We start from the raw sequence: 16,357 nt of genomic DNA, 5'->3' as shown, positions 1-16,357 counted from the left end.
CCAGCCGAGCTTTCGGCCGGCACTTTCCGTACTCTGTCCAGCCGCCCATGCGACCCCTGCTTGCCTCTCTCCCGCTGCTTGCGCTGCTTGGCGGCTGCTCCTATCTGCCCAAATGGGATTCCCTGCCCTCCATCACCGGCGAAAAGGTGCTGGGCGTGCTGACGCCCTACCGCGTCGAGGTCGTGCAGGGCAATGTGCTGACCAAGGAGATGGTCGCGCGGGTCAAGCCCGGCATGCCGCGCGCCCAGGTGCGTGACCTGCTCGGCTCGCCGCTGCTGACCGACGTCTTCCACGAGGCGCGCTGGGACTATGTCTTCACCATCCGCCGCCAGGGCGCCCCGGCGCAGCAGCGCCTGGTCGTCGCGGTCTTCGAGGACGACAAGCTGAAGTCGTTGGACGTGCCCGACGACCTGCCGGCGGAGAACGATTTCGTCGCCTCGATCAACACCTTCAAGCCCGGCAACAAGACCCCCAAGCTGGAGTTGAGCGAGACCGAGCGCGGCGCCCTGCCGCCGCCCAAGCGCAGCGCCGAGGCCGCGCCCACGGCCGCCGCCGAAGGCCCCGCACCGGGCCGCACCTACCCGCCGCTGGACGCCAAGCTGGGATCGGGCTCGTGATCAAGGTCGCGATCACCGGCTCATCGGGCCGCATGGGCAAGATGCTCATCGAGGCCGTCGAAGCCACCGAGGACTGCCAGCTGCACGTCACCCTCGACAAGGGCGACGACGTCCGCGCGGGCCTGGCCGGCGCCGATGTGCTGATCGACTTCACCCGCCCCGAGGCGACGCTGGCCCACCTGGCGGTCTGCGCGGAGCTGGGCGTCAAGGCCGTCATCGGCACGACCGGCTTCGACGCGGCGCAAAAGGCCGAGATCGCGAAGTTCGCCGAGCGCACGGCCATCGTCTTTGCGCCCAACATGAGCGTGGGCGTCAATGTCGTGCTCAAGCTGCTGGACATGGCCGCCCGCGCGATGGACGAGGGCTTCGACATCGAGATCGTCGAGGCCCACCACCGCAACAAGGTCGACGCCCCCAGCGGCACCGCGCTGCAGATGGGTCAGGTCGTCGCCGACGCGCTGGGCCGTGACCTCAAGGCATGCGCCGTCTACGGCCGCGAAGGCGTCACCGGCGTGCGCGACCCGTCCACCATCGGCTTTGCCACCGTGCGCGGCGGCGACATCATCGGCGACCACACCGTGCTGTTCGCCGGCACGGGCGAGCGTATCGAGATCAGCCACAAGGCCAGCAACCGCGGCATCTACGCCCAGGGCAGCCTGCGCGCCGCGCGCTTCCTGGTCGACAAGAGGACGGGCCTGTTCGGCATGAACAACGTGCTGGGTTTCGCCTGACATGGGCGGCTTCGCGGACTTCTGGGCCCAAAGCGACCTGGTCGGCCGCGCGGTGGCGCTGCTGCTGCTGGCCATGTCGGTCAGCGCCTGGGCGCTGATCCTGTGGAAGACCTGGCTGCTGCGCCGCGCGCGCCGCGGCCTCACGCGCGCGGTGCCGGCATTCTGGGCCGCGGCGGGTGTCACCGAAGGCCGCAGCGCGCTGCAGACCTTCGACACCGAAGTGCTGCTGCTGCCGCTGCTGGACGCGGCCACGGCCGAGACCCGCACGGCCACGCTGGATGCATCGGCCAGGCGCGAATCCCGCCTGACGCGGCGCCTGCGCGATGCGCTGCACGTGGTGCTGGCCAAGCTGCAGTTCGGCCAGGTGCTGCTGGCGTCCGTCGGCGCGACGGCGCCCTTCGTGGGCCTGTTCGGCACCGTCTGGGGCATCTACCACGCGCTGGGCAGCATCTCGGCAGCCGGCAACATCACCATCGAGAAGATCTCCGGCCCGGTCGGCGAGGCCTTGATCATGACGGCCGCCGGCCTGGCAGTCGCCATCCCCGCGGTGCTCGCCTACAACGTCTTCGGCAAGCTGGTGGCGGCCTGCGAGGCCGATCTGGAAGGCTTCGCGCACGACTTGCGCGAACTGCTCGACGCGGACTGACATGGCCTTCGGTCGTCTTGAAAAGCTCGACGCCTCTCGGCCCATGAGCGACATCAACATGACGCCGCTGATCGACGTCATGATGGTGCTGCTGGTCATCTTCATGATCACCGCGCCGTTGATGACCGCCTCGCTGCGGCTGGACCTCCCCAAGAGCGAGGCCGCGACGCCCAGCGACGCGCCGAGCTTCGTCGCCGTGGCGATCACACCGGACGGCAAGCTGCACCTGGGCGACGACGAGCTGGACGCGAAGGCCTTCCAGCAGCGCATCAACGAACTGGGCCGCGCCAACAAGCAGATGGAAGTGCAGCTGCGCGCCGACCGCGCGGTGCCCTATGGCCAGGTGGCCGAGCTGATCGGCTGGGTGCAGGCCGCCGGGCTCAATCGCATCGCGTTCGTGGCGCAGCAGCCTTAGAACGCCGCCGCAGCAACCCCACCAGCAACGCGCCGCCCACCAGGGCCAGCGCGGTCGTTGACGGCTCCGGCACGGGGGCCGTCAGGAAGACACCGGACTGCGACCCCAGCGTGTAGCCGTCCGGCAGCGCATAGGACACACGCGCGGTGTGGCTGGCATCGATCTCGGCCGTGAGGCCGATGGGGTAGATGAAGGTCTGCAGCTCGACGGTGGCCCAGAAGGTGAAGGGGGCATTCGGCACCACCATGCCCTGCACCATCAACTTGCCGTTGACGACACCGGCCAGCGTCAACGGCTCGTTGAGCAGGCCGCAGTCCCACTGGCAGACGATGTCGTCCTGGGTGACGGCACCGTTCCCGTCCAGGCTCTTGGACCGTATCACCCGCATTTCCTTGCCCGGCACGCCGAGAGCCGACATCGTGGCGCGGAAGATCAGCGATTCGTGGCCGTTGGCGCCCAAGGCGGGGTTGATCGGCAGCAGCGCATCAACGTCCAGCGTCATCGTCATGGGCACGGGCGCCGTACCGGGGCCGATGACGTGCAGATCGTCCGTGATCGAGGCACCCGCGATGGCGATGGGGCTGCTCTGGTACACCGTCACGGGTGTCGTTTTCATCTTTGCCCGCACCGTGCCGTCGCGCAGGTCGGCAGCGCCCCACAGGTCGGCGAGCAGCGAGGACGTGTCGACGTGGCGACTGTTCTCGGTGAACACCGGATCGCTGAAACTGGTGGGCGGGAATTCGCCCTGAATGCCGAAGGCCACCGACGCCGTGGGGGCAGCGTGCGCCACCACCGAGCCCAGAAGCGCCAGCAGGGTGGCAGCAGCCCAGCGGCTTGCTGGAGCGAATGAACGAAGGCGCGCAGCGGACATGGACGGGCTCCCTGGCCAGAGTTATCCAACCAGTAAAGGCGCTCGAATGTCGTTGTGAAAGTTCAAGCTAGGGGCCGTCGCCAGCGCGGGCCGGCGGGATGGAGCTGTCCAAGGCCCGGCTGCGCCCGGGCTGCCGGAGGCCCCCACCTACAATTTGGCCCATGAACGCCAAGACCGAAGCGCCCAGCTACAACCCGAACGAGATCGAAGCCGCCGCCCGTGCCTACTGGACGGAGCGCGACGCCTACCGCGTCACCGAGGACGCATCCAAGCCGCACTTCTACGCCTGCTCCATGCTGCCCTACCCCTCGGGCAAGCTGCACATGGGCCATGTGCGCAACTACACGATCAACGACATGCTGGCCCGCCAGCTGCGCATGAAGGGCTACAACGTCCTCATGCCCATGGGCTGGGACGCCTTTGGCCTGCCGGCTGAGAACGCCGCGATGAAGGGCAAGCTGCCGCCCGCGCAGTGGACCTACTCCAACATCGCCCACATGAAGGGCCAGATGCAGGCCATGGGCCTGGCCATCGACTGGAGCCGCGAGGTCGCGACCTGCCAGCCCAGCTACTACAAGTGGAACCAGTGGCTGTTCCTGAAGATGCTGGAGAAGGGCATCGCCGAGCGCCGCACGCAGGTCGTCAACTGGGACCCGGTGGACCAGACCGTGCTGGCCAACGAGCAGGTCATCGACGGCCGCGGCTGGCGATCGGGCGCGCTGGTCGAGAAGCGCGAGATCCCCGGCTATTACCTGAAGATCACGCAGTACGCCGAGGAGCTGCTGTCGGCCGTGGCCGACCCGACTGATCCCAACTATCTGTCTGGCTGGCCCGAGCGCGTGCGGCTGATGCAGGAGAACTGGATCGGCAAGAGCCAGGGCGTGCGCTTCGCGTTCCCGCACACGATCGAAGGCGGCGGTGGGCGCCTGTGGGTGTTCACGACCCGTGCCGACACCATCATGGGCGTGACCTTCTGTGCCGTGGCGCCTGAGCACCCGCTCGCCACCGTCGCGGCCAAGGACAAGCCCGAGGTCGCCCGCTTCATCGAGGAATGCAAGGCCGGCGGCACGACCGAGGCCGAGCTGGCCACGCAGGACAAGAAGGGCGTGCCCACGGGCCTGTTCGTCACGCACCCGATCACCGGCGCGCAGGTCGAGGTCTGGGTCGGCAACTACGTGCTAATGAGCTACGGCGACGGCGCCGTCATGGGCGTGCCGGCGCATGACGAGCGCGATTTCGCATTCGCGCTGAAGTACCAGCTGCCGATCAAGCAGGTCATCGACGTCGACGGCCAGGCCTATGACGACAAGCGCTGGGCCGAGTGGTACGGCGACAAGCAAAAGGCTCGCTGCATCAACTCCGGCGCGCTGGATGGACTGTCGCATGTCGACGCCGTCAACAAGGTCGCCGAGCTGCTGGCCGACAAGGGCCTGGGCGAGAAGAAGACCACCTGGCGCCTGCGCGACTGGGGCGTCAGCCGCCAGCGCTACTGGGGCACGCCCATTCCCATCATCCATTGCGACGACTGCGGCGTCGTGCCGGTCCCCGAGAAGGACCTGCCCGTCGTGCTGCCCGACGACCTGATCCCGGACGGCAGCGGCAACCCGCTGAACAAGCACGCCGCGTTCCTGAACGTCGGCTGCCCCAAGTGCGGCAAGCCGGCCAAGCGCGAGACGGACACGATGGACACGTTCGTCGATTCGTCCTGGTACTTCATGCGCTACTGCGACCCGACCAACGACCAGGCGATGGTGGCGGACGGCACGAAGTACTGGATGCCGATGAACCAGTACATCGGCGGCATCGAGCACGCCATCCTGCACCTGCTGTACGCGCGCTTCTGGACCAAGGCGATGCGCGACCTGGGCCTGGTGACCATCAGCGAGCCGTTCGAGAAGCTGCTGACGCAGGGCATGGTGCTGAAGGGCGCGTTCTTCCACAAGCCCGAGGGCGGCGGCAAGGACTACTACTGGGACCATGAGATCGACGTCATCCACGACGACAAGGGCGGTATCGCCGGCGCCAAGCTGAAGAAGGACGGCACGCCGCTCGAGTACGAGATGACGACCATGTCCAAGTCGAAAAACAACGGCGTGGACCCGCAGGCGCTGATCGACCAGTACGGCGCCGACACGGCCCGCCTGTTCGTCATGTTCGCCAGCCCGCCGGAGCAGACGCTGGAGTGGAACGACGCCGCTGTCGAAGGCGCGCACCGCTTCCTGAAGCGGGTGTGGAACTTCGGCGCGCGCAACGGCGACGCGATCAAGACCGGCGGCACCGACTACGCGGCGCTGAATGGCGATGGCAAGGCGCTGCGCCGCGAGGTGCACAACGTGCTGAAGCAGGTCAGCTACGACTACGAGCGCATGCAGTACAACACCGTCGTCTCCGGCGCGATGAAGCTGCTGAATGCGCTGGAAGGCTTCAAGGCCGAAGGCCAGTCGGCCGCCGTCCGCGACGGCTTCTCGGTGCTGCTGCGCGTGCTCTACCCGGCCACGCCGCACATCGCCCACCAGCTCTGGCAAGACCTCGGCTTTGCCGCCGAGCTCGGCGACCTGCTCGACGCGCCCTGGCCCACGGTCGACGAGGCCGCGCTGGTGCAGGACGAGATCGAGCTGATGCTGCAGGTCAACGGCAAGCTGCGCGGCTCGGTGAAGGTGGCGGCATCTGCCGACAAGGCCGCCATCGAGGCGGCCGCGCTGGCCAACCCCGAGTTCGCGAAGTTCAGCGAAGGCCGGGCGCCCAAGAAGGTCGTCATCGTGCCCGGCCGCCTCGTCAACATTGTGGTGTGACGTGATGCAGCGCCGCCATCTCCTGTTGCTCGGCACCGTGGCCCTCGCCGGCTGCGGCTTCGAGCTGCGCCGCGAGCCCGAGCTGCCGTTCAAGACGCTGGGGCTGACCGGCTTCGCGCCGGAATCGCCGCTGGCCGCCGGCCTCAGGCGCCAGATCAAGCGCACGCCGGTGCAGGTGCTCGACGACCCCAACCGCGCCCAGGTCGTGCTGGAGGTGCTGCACGAGTACCGCGACCGCACCGTCGTCGCATCCACCAGCGTGGGCCAGGTGCGTGAATTCCAGCTGCGCCTGCAGTTCGACTACCTGATCCGCACGGCCGACGGCGAGTTGCTGGTGCCCAAGGTCGAGCTGCGCCTGGCGCGCGACATGAACTACACCGAGACGGCCGCGCTGGCCAAGGAGCAGGAGGCGGCCAACCTGTACGGTGCGATGCACTCCGACGCGATCGCTCAGGTCATGCGCCGCCTGGCGGCCGTGAAGCTGCGCACCTGATGCAGCTGCGCGCCGAGGCCCTCGCGGCCCATCTTGGCAAGGGCCTGGCCCGCATCTACACGGTGCACGGCGACGAGCCGCTGCTCGCCCAGGAGGCGGCCGACCAGATCCGCGTCGCGGCGCGCGCCCAGGGGTTCGGCGAGCGCCAGATCTTCATCGTCTCCGGCGCCTATTTCGACTGGGCCCCGGTGCTGGCCGCCGCGCAGGCGATGAGCTTGTTTTCCGAGCGCCAGTTCATCGAGATCCGCATCCCCAGCGGCAAGCCCGGCAAGGACGGCTCCGAAGCGCTGCAGCGCTATGCCGAGGCCGTGCCCGACGATGTGCTGACGCTGGTCACGCTGCCGCGGCTGGACAAGACCCAGCTGTCCAGCGCCTGGTTCACGGCGCTGGACGGCAACGGCGTGTCGCTGCGGGTCGAGCCCGTCGAGCGCCGCTCGCTGCCGGCCTGGCTGGCGCAGCGCCTGAAGGCCCAGGGCCAGTCCGTGCCCGAGGGTGAGGACGGCCAGCGCGCGCTGGCCTTCTTCGCCGACCGCGTCGAGGGCAACCTGCTGGCCGCCCACCAGGAGCTGCAGAAGCTCGCGCTGCTGCACCCCAAGGGCGAGCTGACGTTGGCGCAGATCGAGGCCGCCGTGCTGGACGTGGCACGCTTCGACGTCTTCAAGCTCAGCGAGGCCGTGCTGTCCGGCGCCGTGCCGCGGCTGCTGCGCATGCTGGACGGCCTGGAGGCCGAGGGCGAGGCGGCCGTGCTGGTGCACTGGACGCTGGCCGAGGACATCCGCGCGCTGGCGCGCGTGCGCGGCGCGCTGGACGCCGGCAAGCCGCTGCCGCTGGCGCTGCGCGAGGCACGGGTCTGGGGCGTCAAGGAGCGCCTCTTCGAGCGCGTCGCGCCGCGGCTGGACGCCGCCCAGGCGGGCGCGCTGGTGCAGGCGGCCCAGGTCTGCGACGGCCTCGTCAAGGGCTTGCGCCACCCGGACTGGCCCAGCGACCCCTGGGCCGCACTGCGCCGGCTGGCACTAATGCTCGCCGACGTCGTGGGCGGTCGATCGGGCGTTGTTCTGGCTGCTCACTGAGCGCAAATCGGGCTATCGTTGCAGAGCCCGGAGCCTCGCTCCGCCTTTGACACGCGCCATGCCCTCCCCCTCCCTGTCTGTTGCCGCCGCCGTGCTGGGCCTGTGCGCACTGCCGGCCCTGGCCGTGCCGGTGACCGTGCAAGTGCGCAATGCCGCCGGCCAACCCGTTGCCGATGCCGCCGTGGCGGTGGAGGTCAAGGGGCGCGCGGCAAAGACGAGCACGGCCAAGGCCGAGATGGGCCAGCGCGACCGCCAGTTCACGCCGCAGCTGCTCATCGTGCAGACCGGCACGTCGGTCAACTTCCCGAACTTCGACACCGTGCGGCATCACGTCTACTCGTTCTCGCCGACCAAGGTCATCGACATCAAGCTCTATTCGGGCACGCCGGCCGAGCCCGTCGTGTTCGACAAGCCCGGCGTCGCCACGCTGGGCTGCAACATCCACGACCGCATGAGCGCCCATGTCATCGTCGTCGACACGGCGACCTTCGCGCGCACCGACGCCAAGGGCCAGGCAGCGTTCGACCTGCCCGCCGGCGAACATGCCGTCAAGGCCTGGCACGCGGGGCAGAAGTCGACCTCGCTGCAAGCCCTCAAGCTCGACGTCCCCGCGTCCGGTGGCACCAGCGTGCTGACCCTCGCCGAGTGACCACGACAAGATGCACTGGCCGGCCTGGCTGAACCTGCGTCGTCTGGAGGGCCGCATCGTCGGCCTCTTCCTGGCGCTGCTGCTGGTTGTGCAGTTGGTCAGCTTCGTCGCCATCCACGCCAGCATCACGCACAACGCGGAGGACTCGCTGGCGGCCGAGCTGCAGACCGGCGAGCGCGTGCTGCGCCGCCTGCTGGACCAGCGCGCCGGCAAGCTGCATGACGCCGCCGAGCTGCTGGCCAAGGACTACGGCTTTCGCAGCACGGTGGGCCTGTCGCTGGCCGAGGCCGGCACCGTCGACACCATCAAGGACGCCCTCAGCAACCAGGGCGAGCGGGTCGGCGCCTCGGTCGTCGCCTATTTCGATGACCAGCAGCAACTGGTCGCGGCAACACGCGATGGTGCCGCGGCCTTCGGCACGGCGCTGCGGCGCCTCGTGCAAAACCCGGACGGCGCGGTGCTGGCCGTCCAGGGCCAGACGGTCTACCAGTTGGTGGCCGTGCAGGTGCGCACGCCGGCGCCGGTGGGCTGGGTGCTGATGGGGTTTTCGCTGGATCGCGGCGTGCTGGACGACCTCAAGGCCTTGTCCGAGCTGCAAGGCGTCGTGCTGCTGCAGCCGCCGGGCCAGCCGTGGCTGAACATCGTCGGCAACCTCGACGCCGACGCAGCCGCCGCGCTGCCGCAGCGCCTGGGCACGGCGGCGCCAGCGGACGGCGTCGTGGAGCTGGCGGGCGAGCGCATGCGCGCACGCTTCGTGGCCTTGATCAGCGGCGAACAACGCCTGGGCGTGCTGCTGCTGCGCTCGCTGGACGTGGCGCTGGCGCCCTACCAGCAGCTGCAACTGGTGCTGCTGGGCCTGACCGTGCTGGGCGTGGCCGTGTTCGCCCTCGTCAGCGTGCTGCTGGCGCGCGGCATCAGCGGGCCCATCACGACGCTGTCGACCTCGGCGCGGCGGCTGGAGCGCGGCGACTACGACACGCCGGTGCCGTCGACCTCGCGCCTGGACGAAGTGCACAAGCTGGCGCTGGCGCTGGAGAGCATGCGCGAAGGCATCCGCCGCCGCGACGCGCTGGTCAACAACCTCGCCTACGTGGACCAGCTGACGCTGCTGCCCAACCGCGCGCGCTTCGCCGAATTCCTGCAGCACCACCTGCTCAACAGCGACACGCCCGGCGCCGTGCTGATGCTGGACCTGGACCGCTTCAAGCACGTCAACGACGTGCTGGGCCACGAGGTCGGCGACCGGCTGCTGCAGTCGGTCGCCGAGCGGCTGCAGGCGCTGTGCGCGCCGGCCCACTCGGTGCTCGCGCGGCTGTCGGGCGACGAGTTCGCGGTGCTGCTGGCGCATACCGACGCGCGCGCCGCCAGCGAGGCGGCGCTGGCCATCCTGAAGGACTTCGAGCGTCCGCTGCAGATCGACAACGAGACCATCGACCTGGGCGCTGGCATCGGCATCGCGCTGTTCCCCGAGCATGGCGCCGACGTCAACCTGCTGCTGGGCCGTGCCGAGCTGGCCATGTACGCAGCCAAGACGCGCCAGTGCGGCAGCCTGATCTATCACGCGCAGCTGGACGCCGGCAGCCAGGAGTCGCTGTCACTGCTGTCCGAGCTGCGCCGCGCCGTCGAGAACGACGAGCTCCGCCTGTTCCTGCAGCCCAAGATCGACCTGCAGCACGGCCGCGTCATCGGTGCCGAGGCACTGGTGCGCTGGCAGCACCCGACGCGCGGCCTCGTGCCGCCGATGCAGTTCATCCCGTTTGCCGAGCAGACCGGCTTCATCCGCATGCTCAGCGCCTGGGTGCTGTCCGGCGCGGCCCGGTTCTCGCGCCTGGCGCTGGACGCCGGCCTGTCGTTGCGCCTGTCGGTCAACCTGTCCACGCGCGACCTGATGGACCAGGAGCTGCCGGGCAAGATCGAAGCCCTGATGGCGCCGCTGCAGGTGCCCCCGGCGTCGCTGTGCCTGGAGATCACCGAGAGCGCGATCATGGACGACCCCGAACGGGCGCTGTCCACGCTGGAGCATCTGCATGCGATGGGCTTCAAGCTGTCCATCGACGACTTCGGCACCGGCTACTCGTCGCTGGCCTACCTGAAGCGGCTGCCGGTGGACGAGCTGAAGATCGACAAGAGCTTCGTCATGGCGATGGAGCGCGACCTGGACGACGCGCGCATCGTGCGCTCCACAATCGAGCTGGCCCACAACCTGGGCCTCACCGTCGTCGCCGAGGGGCTGGAGACGGCCAAGGCCTGGGCCATGCTGGCGCGCCTGGGCTGCGACGAGGGCCAGGGCTACTACATCTGCAAGCCCATGCCGCAGGAGCAGTTCATCGCCTGGGCGCAGAGCTGGCAGCCGCCGGATGACTCGGCCATCACGGCCGAGAGCGTGATGGCCAAGCTGGGCTGAACGGCCCTCTCAGGCGTCCTTGTCTTCCAGCGCGTCGCACAGCGCCGTCAGGCCCGCCGTCACCGTCTGAGCACGCACCGCGTGGCGGTCGCCGCTGAAGTTCTCGCGCCAGACCTTGGCGGGGCGCCCCGCATGCACCAGCGCCAGCCAGACCGTGCCGACCGGCTTGGCCTCGCTGCCGCCGGTCGGGCCGGCAACGCCGGTCACGGACAAGGCCCAGTCGATGGGCGCATGCGCGAGCAGGCCACGCGCCATGTGCTCGGCCACCTCGGCGCTGACGGCGCCATGCAGCGCGATCAGGCCCTTGGGCACGCCCAGCAGCTCGGCCTTGGCCTCGTTGCTGTAGCTGACGACGCCGCGCTCGAACCAGGCGCTGGAGCCGGCCAGGCTGGTGCAGGCCGCGGCGATGAGGCCGCCGGTGCAGCTCTCGGCCGTGCCGATGCGCTCGCGCCGCTGCATCAGCGCCACGCCGATGCGGTCTATCAGTTCGTAGTCGTCGGCAAACATGAGAGGGTGTGAGGGTATCCGGCGTGCCCGAAAGGGCTCGTCAAAGCGCCTCAATCTAGGCGCAAAGCGCAGTCGTGCCTAGGGGCCACGACGAGCATTTGCAACGACGAGTGGGGTGTTTTGGCGAGTCAAGGCGGGCATGTTGGCTGCCCTCTCACCCCGTTACCCCAACAACGCACGCCACAGCGCGATGACGGCAAGCGTACAGCCGGCCGCGACGAAGTCGTCGAACAGGATGCCAAAGCCCTGGGCCCAGCCGATCGGCGTGCCGCGCTCGGCCTTGAACAGCCGGTCGGCCCAGCCCACCGGGCCGGGCTTGGCCGCGTCGAAGAAGCGAAACAGGCCGAAGGCGACGGCCTGGCCGACAAAGCCCGCCGGCGCGATCAGCCAAAGAATGAGCCAGAAGGCCAGGACCTCGTCCCAGACGATAGCGCCCGGGTCGGGCGTGTTCATCTGCTGCGCGCAGCGCGTGCAGGCCCACCAGCCGATGACCGTACCCAGGCCTAGCAGCAGCGCCCAGGACAGCTCGCTCATCCACGGCGAGATGACCCAGGCGACCAGCCAGGCCCACAGCGTGCCGACGGTGCCCGGCGCCTTCGGGCTCAGCCCGCTGCCAAAACCCAGCGCGATCCAGCGCGCCGGATGACGCAGCATGAAGGCGGGCGTCGGCCGGATCGGGGCGCCGCTCATGACTTGAAATGGTCGAAGGACCGCAGGCCATGCTCGACCGCCGTACCGTGCGCGTCGACGACGCGCAGACCGGCCTCGGCCTCGATGACGCCGATGCGCGTCAACGCCACACCCACGTCAGGCAGGCCGGCACCGACCGGCGCCGTGAAGACCAGCTCATAGTCATCGCCACCGGCCAGCAGGCATTCGCGCTGCAGCACGGCCGGTTGTGCGGCCAGCACGCCGCTGCGCGGCAGCGCGTCGACATCCAGCCGCGCGCCGACGCTGGACGCCGCAAGGATGTGGCCCAGGTCACCGAGCAGGCCGTCGGACACATCGATGGCCGACGTCGCGATGCCGCGCAGCGCCTGGCCCAGCGCCAGCCGCGGCGTCGGGCATTCCATCGCCGCGCGCGCGGCCTCGAAGCCGGCCGCGTCCAGCGCGACCGTGCCGCGGAACACCTCCAGCGCCAGGCGCGCATCACCCAGCCGCCCCGACACCCAGATCTCGTCGCCCACGCGCGCGCCGCTGCGCAGCAAGGCCTGCCCCGGGGGAGCCTCGCCGAACACGGTGATGCAGATGTTCAGCGGCCCCTGCGTCGTGTCGCCGCCGATCAGCGGGCAGCCGCTGGCGTCGGCCAGCGCCCACAGGCCGCGCGCCAGACCGGCCAGCCAGGCTTCGTCAACACGCGGCAGCGCCAGCGCCAATGTGAAGCCTCGCGGCGTCGCGCCGCAGGCCGCCAGGTCGCTCAGGTTGACGGCCAGCGCCTTGTGGCCCAGCCGCCACGGCTCGACCGTCGACAGGAAATGCCGGCCCTCGACCAGCATGTCACTGGAGACCAGCCAGCGCGCGCCCGGCGTGGGCACGAGCACGGCGCAGTCGTCGCCCACGCCCACCTCGACGCCATCAGCCGCGGGGCGCTGGAAATACCGCCGGATCAGATCGAACTCGCCCATGCCCGCGATTGTCTCTGCGCTGTGGACATCCACAGCGACCCCATGCAACCTCGGTGGCATGATTCCAAACCCGTCGGCCTCAGTGATCCTCGCCATGACCAGCTCAGAAGAAAAACGCGCCCAACTCCGCCAGGCAGCCCTCGAGTACCACGAGTTCCCGACGCCCGGAAAGATCGCCATCGCGGCGACCAAGTCGCTTGTCAACCAGCGTGACCTGGCGCTGGCCTATTCGCCCGGCGTCGCCGCGGCCTGCGAGGAGATCGTCGCGGACCCGGCCAACGCCTTCCGCTACACGTCGCGCGGCAACCTGGTTGCGGTCGTCTCCAACGGCACGGCCGTGCTGGGCCTGGGCAACATCGGCCCGCTGGCATCCAAGCCAGTGATGGAGGGCAAGGGCGTTCTGTTCAAGAAGTTCGCCGGCATCGACGTCTTCGACCTGGAGGTGGCCGAGAACGACCTGGACAAGCTGGTCGACTGCATCGCCGCGCTGGAGCCGACGTTTGGCGGCATCAACCTCGAGGACATCAAGGCGCCGGACTGCTTCTACGTCGAGCGCAAGCTGCGCGAGCGCATGAAGATCCCCGTTTTTCACGACGACCAGCACGGCACGGCCATCGTCGTCGGCGCAGCCTTCCTGAACGGCCTGAAGGTCGTCGGCAAAGACATCAAGCAGGTCAAGCTGGTCACGTCGGGCGCCGGTGCGGCCGCACTCGCCTGCCTGGGCCTGCTCGTCAAGCTGGGCCTGCCGCGCGAGAACATCTGGGTGACCGACCTGGCCGGGGTCGTCTACGAGGGCCGCACCGAGCTGATGGACCCGGACAAGGCGGTCTTCGCGCAGCCGACGTCGCAGCGCAGCCTGCGCGAGGCGATTGCCGGCGCCGACATCTTCCTGGGGCTGTCGGCTGGCGGCGTGCTGAAGGCCGACATGGTGGCGACCATGGCCGCGCAACCGCTGATCTTTGCGCTGGCCAACCCCACGCCCGAGATCCTGCCCGAGGAAGTGCTGTCCGTGCGCAGCGACGCCATCATGGCCACGGGCCGGACCGACTACCCGAACCAGGTCAACAACGTCCTGTGCTTCCCCTACATCTTCCGCGGCGCGCTGGACTCGGGCGCCACGACGATCAACGTCGAGATGGAGATCGCCGCGGTGCACGCCATCGCCGACCTGGCGCAGGCCGAACAGAGTGAAGTGGTCGCCGCCGCCTATGTTGGCGCGACGCTGAGCTTCGGCGCCGAATACCTGATCCCCAAGCCCTTCGACCCGCGGCTGATGATGCGCATCGCGCCGGCCGTCGCCAAGGCGGCCGAGGATTCGGGCGTCGCCGCGCGGCCCATCAAGGACTGGGATGCCTACCGCGAGAAGCTGCAGAGCTTCGTCTACGCGTCGGGCAACACGATGAAGCCCATCTTCTCCGCGGCCAAGCGGGCGCCCAACAAGCGCGTCGCCTACGCCGAGGGCGAGGAGGAGCGCATCCTGCGCGCGGCCCAGGTCGTCGTCGACGAGGGCCTGGCCCGGCCGACGCTGATCGGCCGCCCCGACGTCATCGCCGAGCGCTGCGAACGCTTCGGCCTGCGCCTGCAGCAGGGGCGCGACTACGACATCGTCAACGTCGAGCACGACGACCGCTACCGCGACTACTGGCAGACCTACCTGCAGATGACCGAGCGCAAGGGCGTCACCCAGCAACTCGCCAAGATCGAGATGCGCCGCCGCCTGACCCTCATCAGCGCCATGCTGCTGCACAAGGGCGAGGTCGACGGCATGCTCTGCGGCACCTGGGGCACGACAGCCACCCACCTGGCCTACATCGACCAGGTCATCGGCAGGCGCGCCGGCGTGAAGACCTATGCCTGCATGAACGGCCTCATCCTGCCGGGGCGCCAGGTCATGCTGGTCGACACCCACGTCAACTACGACCCCAGCGCCGAACAGCTGGCCGAGATCACCATCCTGGCCGCGCAGGAGATGTGCCGCTTCGGCCTGACGCCGAAGGCCGCGTTGCTGTCGCACAGCAATTACGGCACCAGCGACAAGCCCTCGGCCGTGAAGATGCGCGACACGCTGGCGCTGATCCAGCAGCTGGCGCCCTGGCTGGAGGTCGACGGCGAGATGCACGGCGACACGGCGCTGGACGCGCCCTACCGCAAGCAGATCATGCCGAACAGCCCGCTGACCGGCGAAGCCAACCTGCTCGTGCTGCCCAACATCGACGCCGCCAACATCTCCTACAACCTGCTGAAGACGGCCGCCGGCGGCGGCATCGCCATCGGCCCGGTGCTGCTGGGCGCGGCCAAGCCGGTGCATATCCTGACGCCATCGGCCACGGTGCGCCGCATCGTCAACATGACGGCGCTGACCGTCGCCGACGCCAACGCAGCACGGGGCTGAGCACCCGCGCGGTAGGCCGGGGACGCCCGGGAAAGCCCCAAAAGCGCCCGGACTGCCCCAATTGACAGAAGTTTTCAGTCCGAAAACTTTGTCATAACCTCGTCACGAATGCTGAAAAAACAAGCACTTAGCGAAGTGTGAGCGCAGGCTCACATGCCCTCATTCCAGACTGCGGCGGCGGGGTCCGGCTTGAGCTTTTGGGGTCGCTTCGGTACCATATCGGTTTTCGGAACAGGGTAAACCCGTGTTTTTGCTCTCGTGGCTGGCGCGCTCAGGCGCCTCGGCGGTCACCACCGCCCTGCTGCTTTCCGGCCTGGCCGGCGGCGTGCAAGCCAAGGAAGCAACGCCCACCACAACGCCCGCTCTGGCTGAGATCACGCTGAGCGAGCTGCCCGTCCAGGCCCAGGAAACCCACCGGCTCGTCCACGCCGGCGGCCCGTTTCCCTACGCCAAGGACGGCGTGGTGTTCGGCAACCGCGAACGCCTCCTGCCTCGCCAGGCACGGGGTTTCTATCGCGAGTACACGGTCAAAACCCCAGGTGCCCGCAACCGTGGCGCGCGCCGCCTCATCTGTGGCGGCACGCCCCCGACGGCGCCCGAGGTTTGTTACTACACCGACGATCACTATGCCAGCTTCAAGCGCATCCGCGCCGCAGCGGCCCGGTGAACGTCGCAGGTTCAGCAGTTTTGTGACTTGAAAGGAGGATCGTGACCATGCTTTTGTTGCAGACCGTCCGTCCCAATATCGTGCAGGCCATACGGGCCTACCGGGTCGAGGACTTGATGCAGGCCGCCCATGAAGCGGGCCAGCATTTCCTGTACGCCAACCTGTCGGAGGCGCAGTCCAAGCAGGACGTGCTCGATGGCATCGCGCAGGCCTTTTTGTTCCCGGCGCATTTCGGCAAGAACCTGGACGCCCTGCATGACTGCATGACCGACCTCGTCCACAAGGCAGGCTCGCAGCCTGGCTTTGTCGTGGTGCTGGAGCAGTTGCCCGACAACGTGCGCTTCGACCGCGAGGCACGCGAGCAGCTGCTCGATGTCTTCCGGGACACGGCCGACTACTGGGCCGACAGGAAGATAGCCTTCCGGTGCTTCTATTCTTTTCAGTAGCCCGCTCCCAAGAAAACGGGTCATGGGAGCGG

The 16,357-nt window shown here is 68.8% G+C and carries 16 protein-coding genes; 12 read left to right on the top strand and 4 right to left on the bottom strand.

What is annotated here, in order from left to right; translation table 11 throughout:
* Positions 1 to 47 precede the first annotated feature (47 nt).
* Genes AC1D29_RS17450 through AC1D29_RS17435 form a run of 4 tightly spaced genes read left to right on the top strand, consistent with a single transcriptional unit; the run spans position 48 to position 2,409 of the window.
* The gene (locus tag AC1D29_RS17450; protein ID WP_477899653.1) at positions 48 to 617 is read left to right on the top strand and encodes an outer membrane protein assembly factor BamE; all 570 of its coding nucleotides are present in this window, start codon (positions 48 to 50) and stop codon (positions 615 to 617) included.
* Positions 614 to 1,348, top strand: coding sequence for a 4-hydroxy-tetrahydrodipicolinate reductase (gene dapB / locus AC1D29_RS17445; protein WP_477899652.1), 735 nt, complete (start codon positions 614 to 616; stop codon positions 1,346 to 1,348). Before AC1D29_RS17450 ends, dapB begins: the two co-directional genes overlap by 4 nt.
* A gap of 1 nt (position 1,349) precedes the next feature.
* The gene (locus tag AC1D29_RS17440; RefSeq protein WP_477899651.1) at positions 1,350 to 1,994 is read left to right on the top strand and encodes a MotA/TolQ/ExbB proton channel family protein; all 645 of its coding nucleotides are present in this window, start codon (positions 1,350 to 1,352) and stop codon (positions 1,992 to 1,994) included.
* Position 1,995: 1 nt separating this feature from the next.
* On the top strand, positions 1,996 to 2,409 hold the full coding sequence (locus AC1D29_RS17435) for an ExbD/TolR family protein (protein WP_477899649.1): 414 nt from the start codon (positions 1,996 to 1,998) through the stop codon (positions 2,407 to 2,409).
* Here the strand turns inward: AC1D29_RS17435 and AC1D29_RS17430 are convergent.
* Entirely contained in the window at positions 2,375 to 3,280 is a 906-nt protein-coding gene (locus AC1D29_RS17430) for a PEP-CTERM sorting domain-containing protein (protein ID WP_477899647.1), read from the bottom strand. The genes AC1D29_RS17435 and AC1D29_RS17430 overlap by 35 nt on opposite strands.
* A 161-nt stretch (positions 3,281 to 3,441) precedes the next feature.
* On the opposite strand from AC1D29_RS17430, the gene leuS reads away from it, so the two are divergent.
* Genes leuS through AC1D29_RS17405 form a run of 5 tightly spaced genes read left to right on the top strand, consistent with a single transcriptional unit; the run spans position 3,442 to position 10,688 of the window.
* Positions 3,442 to 6,072: a leucine--tRNA ligase gene (gene leuS / locus AC1D29_RS17425; protein ID WP_477899645.1), complete on the top strand. Its 2,631-nt coding sequence runs from the start codon at positions 3,442 to 3,444 to the stop codon at positions 6,070 to 6,072.
* Positions 6,073 to 6,076: 4 nt separating this feature from the next.
* Positions 6,077 to 6,565 (top strand): LPS-assembly lipoprotein LptE, encoded by a 489-nt coding sequence (locus tag AC1D29_RS17420; protein WP_477899643.1) that lies wholly within the window; start codon positions 6,077 to 6,079, stop codon positions 6,563 to 6,565.
* Complete coding sequence (gene holA / locus AC1D29_RS17415) at positions 6,565 to 7,635, top strand: DNA polymerase III subunit delta (protein WP_477899641.1); 1,071 nt, start codon at positions 6,565 to 6,567, stop codon at positions 7,633 to 7,635. The genes AC1D29_RS17420 and holA overlap by 1 nt, the downstream gene beginning before the upstream one ends.
* 58 nt (positions 7,636 to 7,693) lie before the next feature.
* Positions 7,694 to 8,284, top strand: coding sequence for a methylamine utilization protein (locus tag AC1D29_RS17410; protein WP_477899639.1), 591 nt, complete (start codon positions 7,694 to 7,696; stop codon positions 8,282 to 8,284).
* Positions 8,285 to 8,294: 10 nt separating this feature from the next.
* Positions 8,295 to 10,688: a putative bifunctional diguanylate cyclase/phosphodiesterase gene (locus AC1D29_RS17405; protein WP_477899637.1), complete on the top strand. Its 2,394-nt coding sequence runs from the start codon at positions 8,295 to 8,297 to the stop codon at positions 10,686 to 10,688.
* Positions 10,689 to 10,697: 9 nt separating this feature from the next.
* On the opposite strand, the gene AC1D29_RS17400 is transcribed toward AC1D29_RS17405, so the two are convergent.
* The 3 genes from AC1D29_RS17400 to thiL all read right to left on the bottom strand — a co-directional run bounded on the left by AC1D29_RS17400 (position 10,698) and on the right by thiL (position 12,820).
* On the bottom strand, positions 10,698 to 11,195 hold the full coding sequence (locus AC1D29_RS17400) for a CinA family protein (protein ID WP_477899635.1): 498 nt from the start codon (positions 11,193 to 11,195) through the stop codon (positions 10,698 to 10,700).
* Positions 11,196 to 11,357: 162 nt separating this feature from the next.
* Positions 11,358 to 11,885 carry a phosphatidylglycerophosphatase A family protein gene (locus AC1D29_RS17395; protein WP_477899633.1) on the bottom strand — a complete coding sequence of 176 codons (528 nt, stop codon included), beginning with the start codon at positions 11,883 to 11,885 and terminating at the stop codon, positions 11,358 to 11,360.
* Positions 11,882 to 12,820, bottom strand: a complete 939-nt coding sequence (gene thiL, locus AC1D29_RS17390) for a thiamine-phosphate kinase (protein WP_477899631.1) — start codon at positions 12,818 to 12,820, stop codon at positions 11,882 to 11,884. Before thiL ends, AC1D29_RS17395 begins: the two co-directional genes overlap by 4 nt.
* A 94-nt stretch (positions 12,821 to 12,914) precedes the next feature.
* Between thiL and AC1D29_RS17385 the strand changes: the two genes are divergently transcribed.
* From AC1D29_RS17385 to AC1D29_RS17375, 3 genes are all read left to right on the top strand, one after another.
* Positions 12,915 to 15,212: an NADP-dependent malic enzyme gene (locus AC1D29_RS17385; protein ID WP_477899629.1), complete on the top strand. Its 2,298-nt coding sequence runs from the start codon at positions 12,915 to 12,917 to the stop codon at positions 15,210 to 15,212.
* A gap of 244 nt (positions 15,213 to 15,456) precedes the next feature.
* Positions 15,457 to 15,879 (top strand): guanyl-specific ribonuclease, encoded by a 423-nt coding sequence (locus AC1D29_RS17380; protein WP_477899627.1) that lies wholly within the window; start codon positions 15,457 to 15,459, stop codon positions 15,877 to 15,879.
* A gap of 47 nt (positions 15,880 to 15,926) precedes the next feature.
* The gene (locus AC1D29_RS17375; protein WP_477899625.1) at positions 15,927 to 16,325 is read left to right on the top strand and encodes a barstar family protein; all 399 of its coding nucleotides are present in this window, start codon (positions 15,927 to 15,929) and stop codon (positions 16,323 to 16,325) included.
* The last annotated feature ends 32 nt before the right edge of the window (positions 16,326 to 16,357 follow it).

It is taken from the genome of Roseateles sp. P1_C6 (assembly GCF_056406315.1).
The sequence above is the reverse complement of the archived record's forward strand: the minus strand, read 5'-3'. Positions and strand labels throughout refer to the sequence as shown.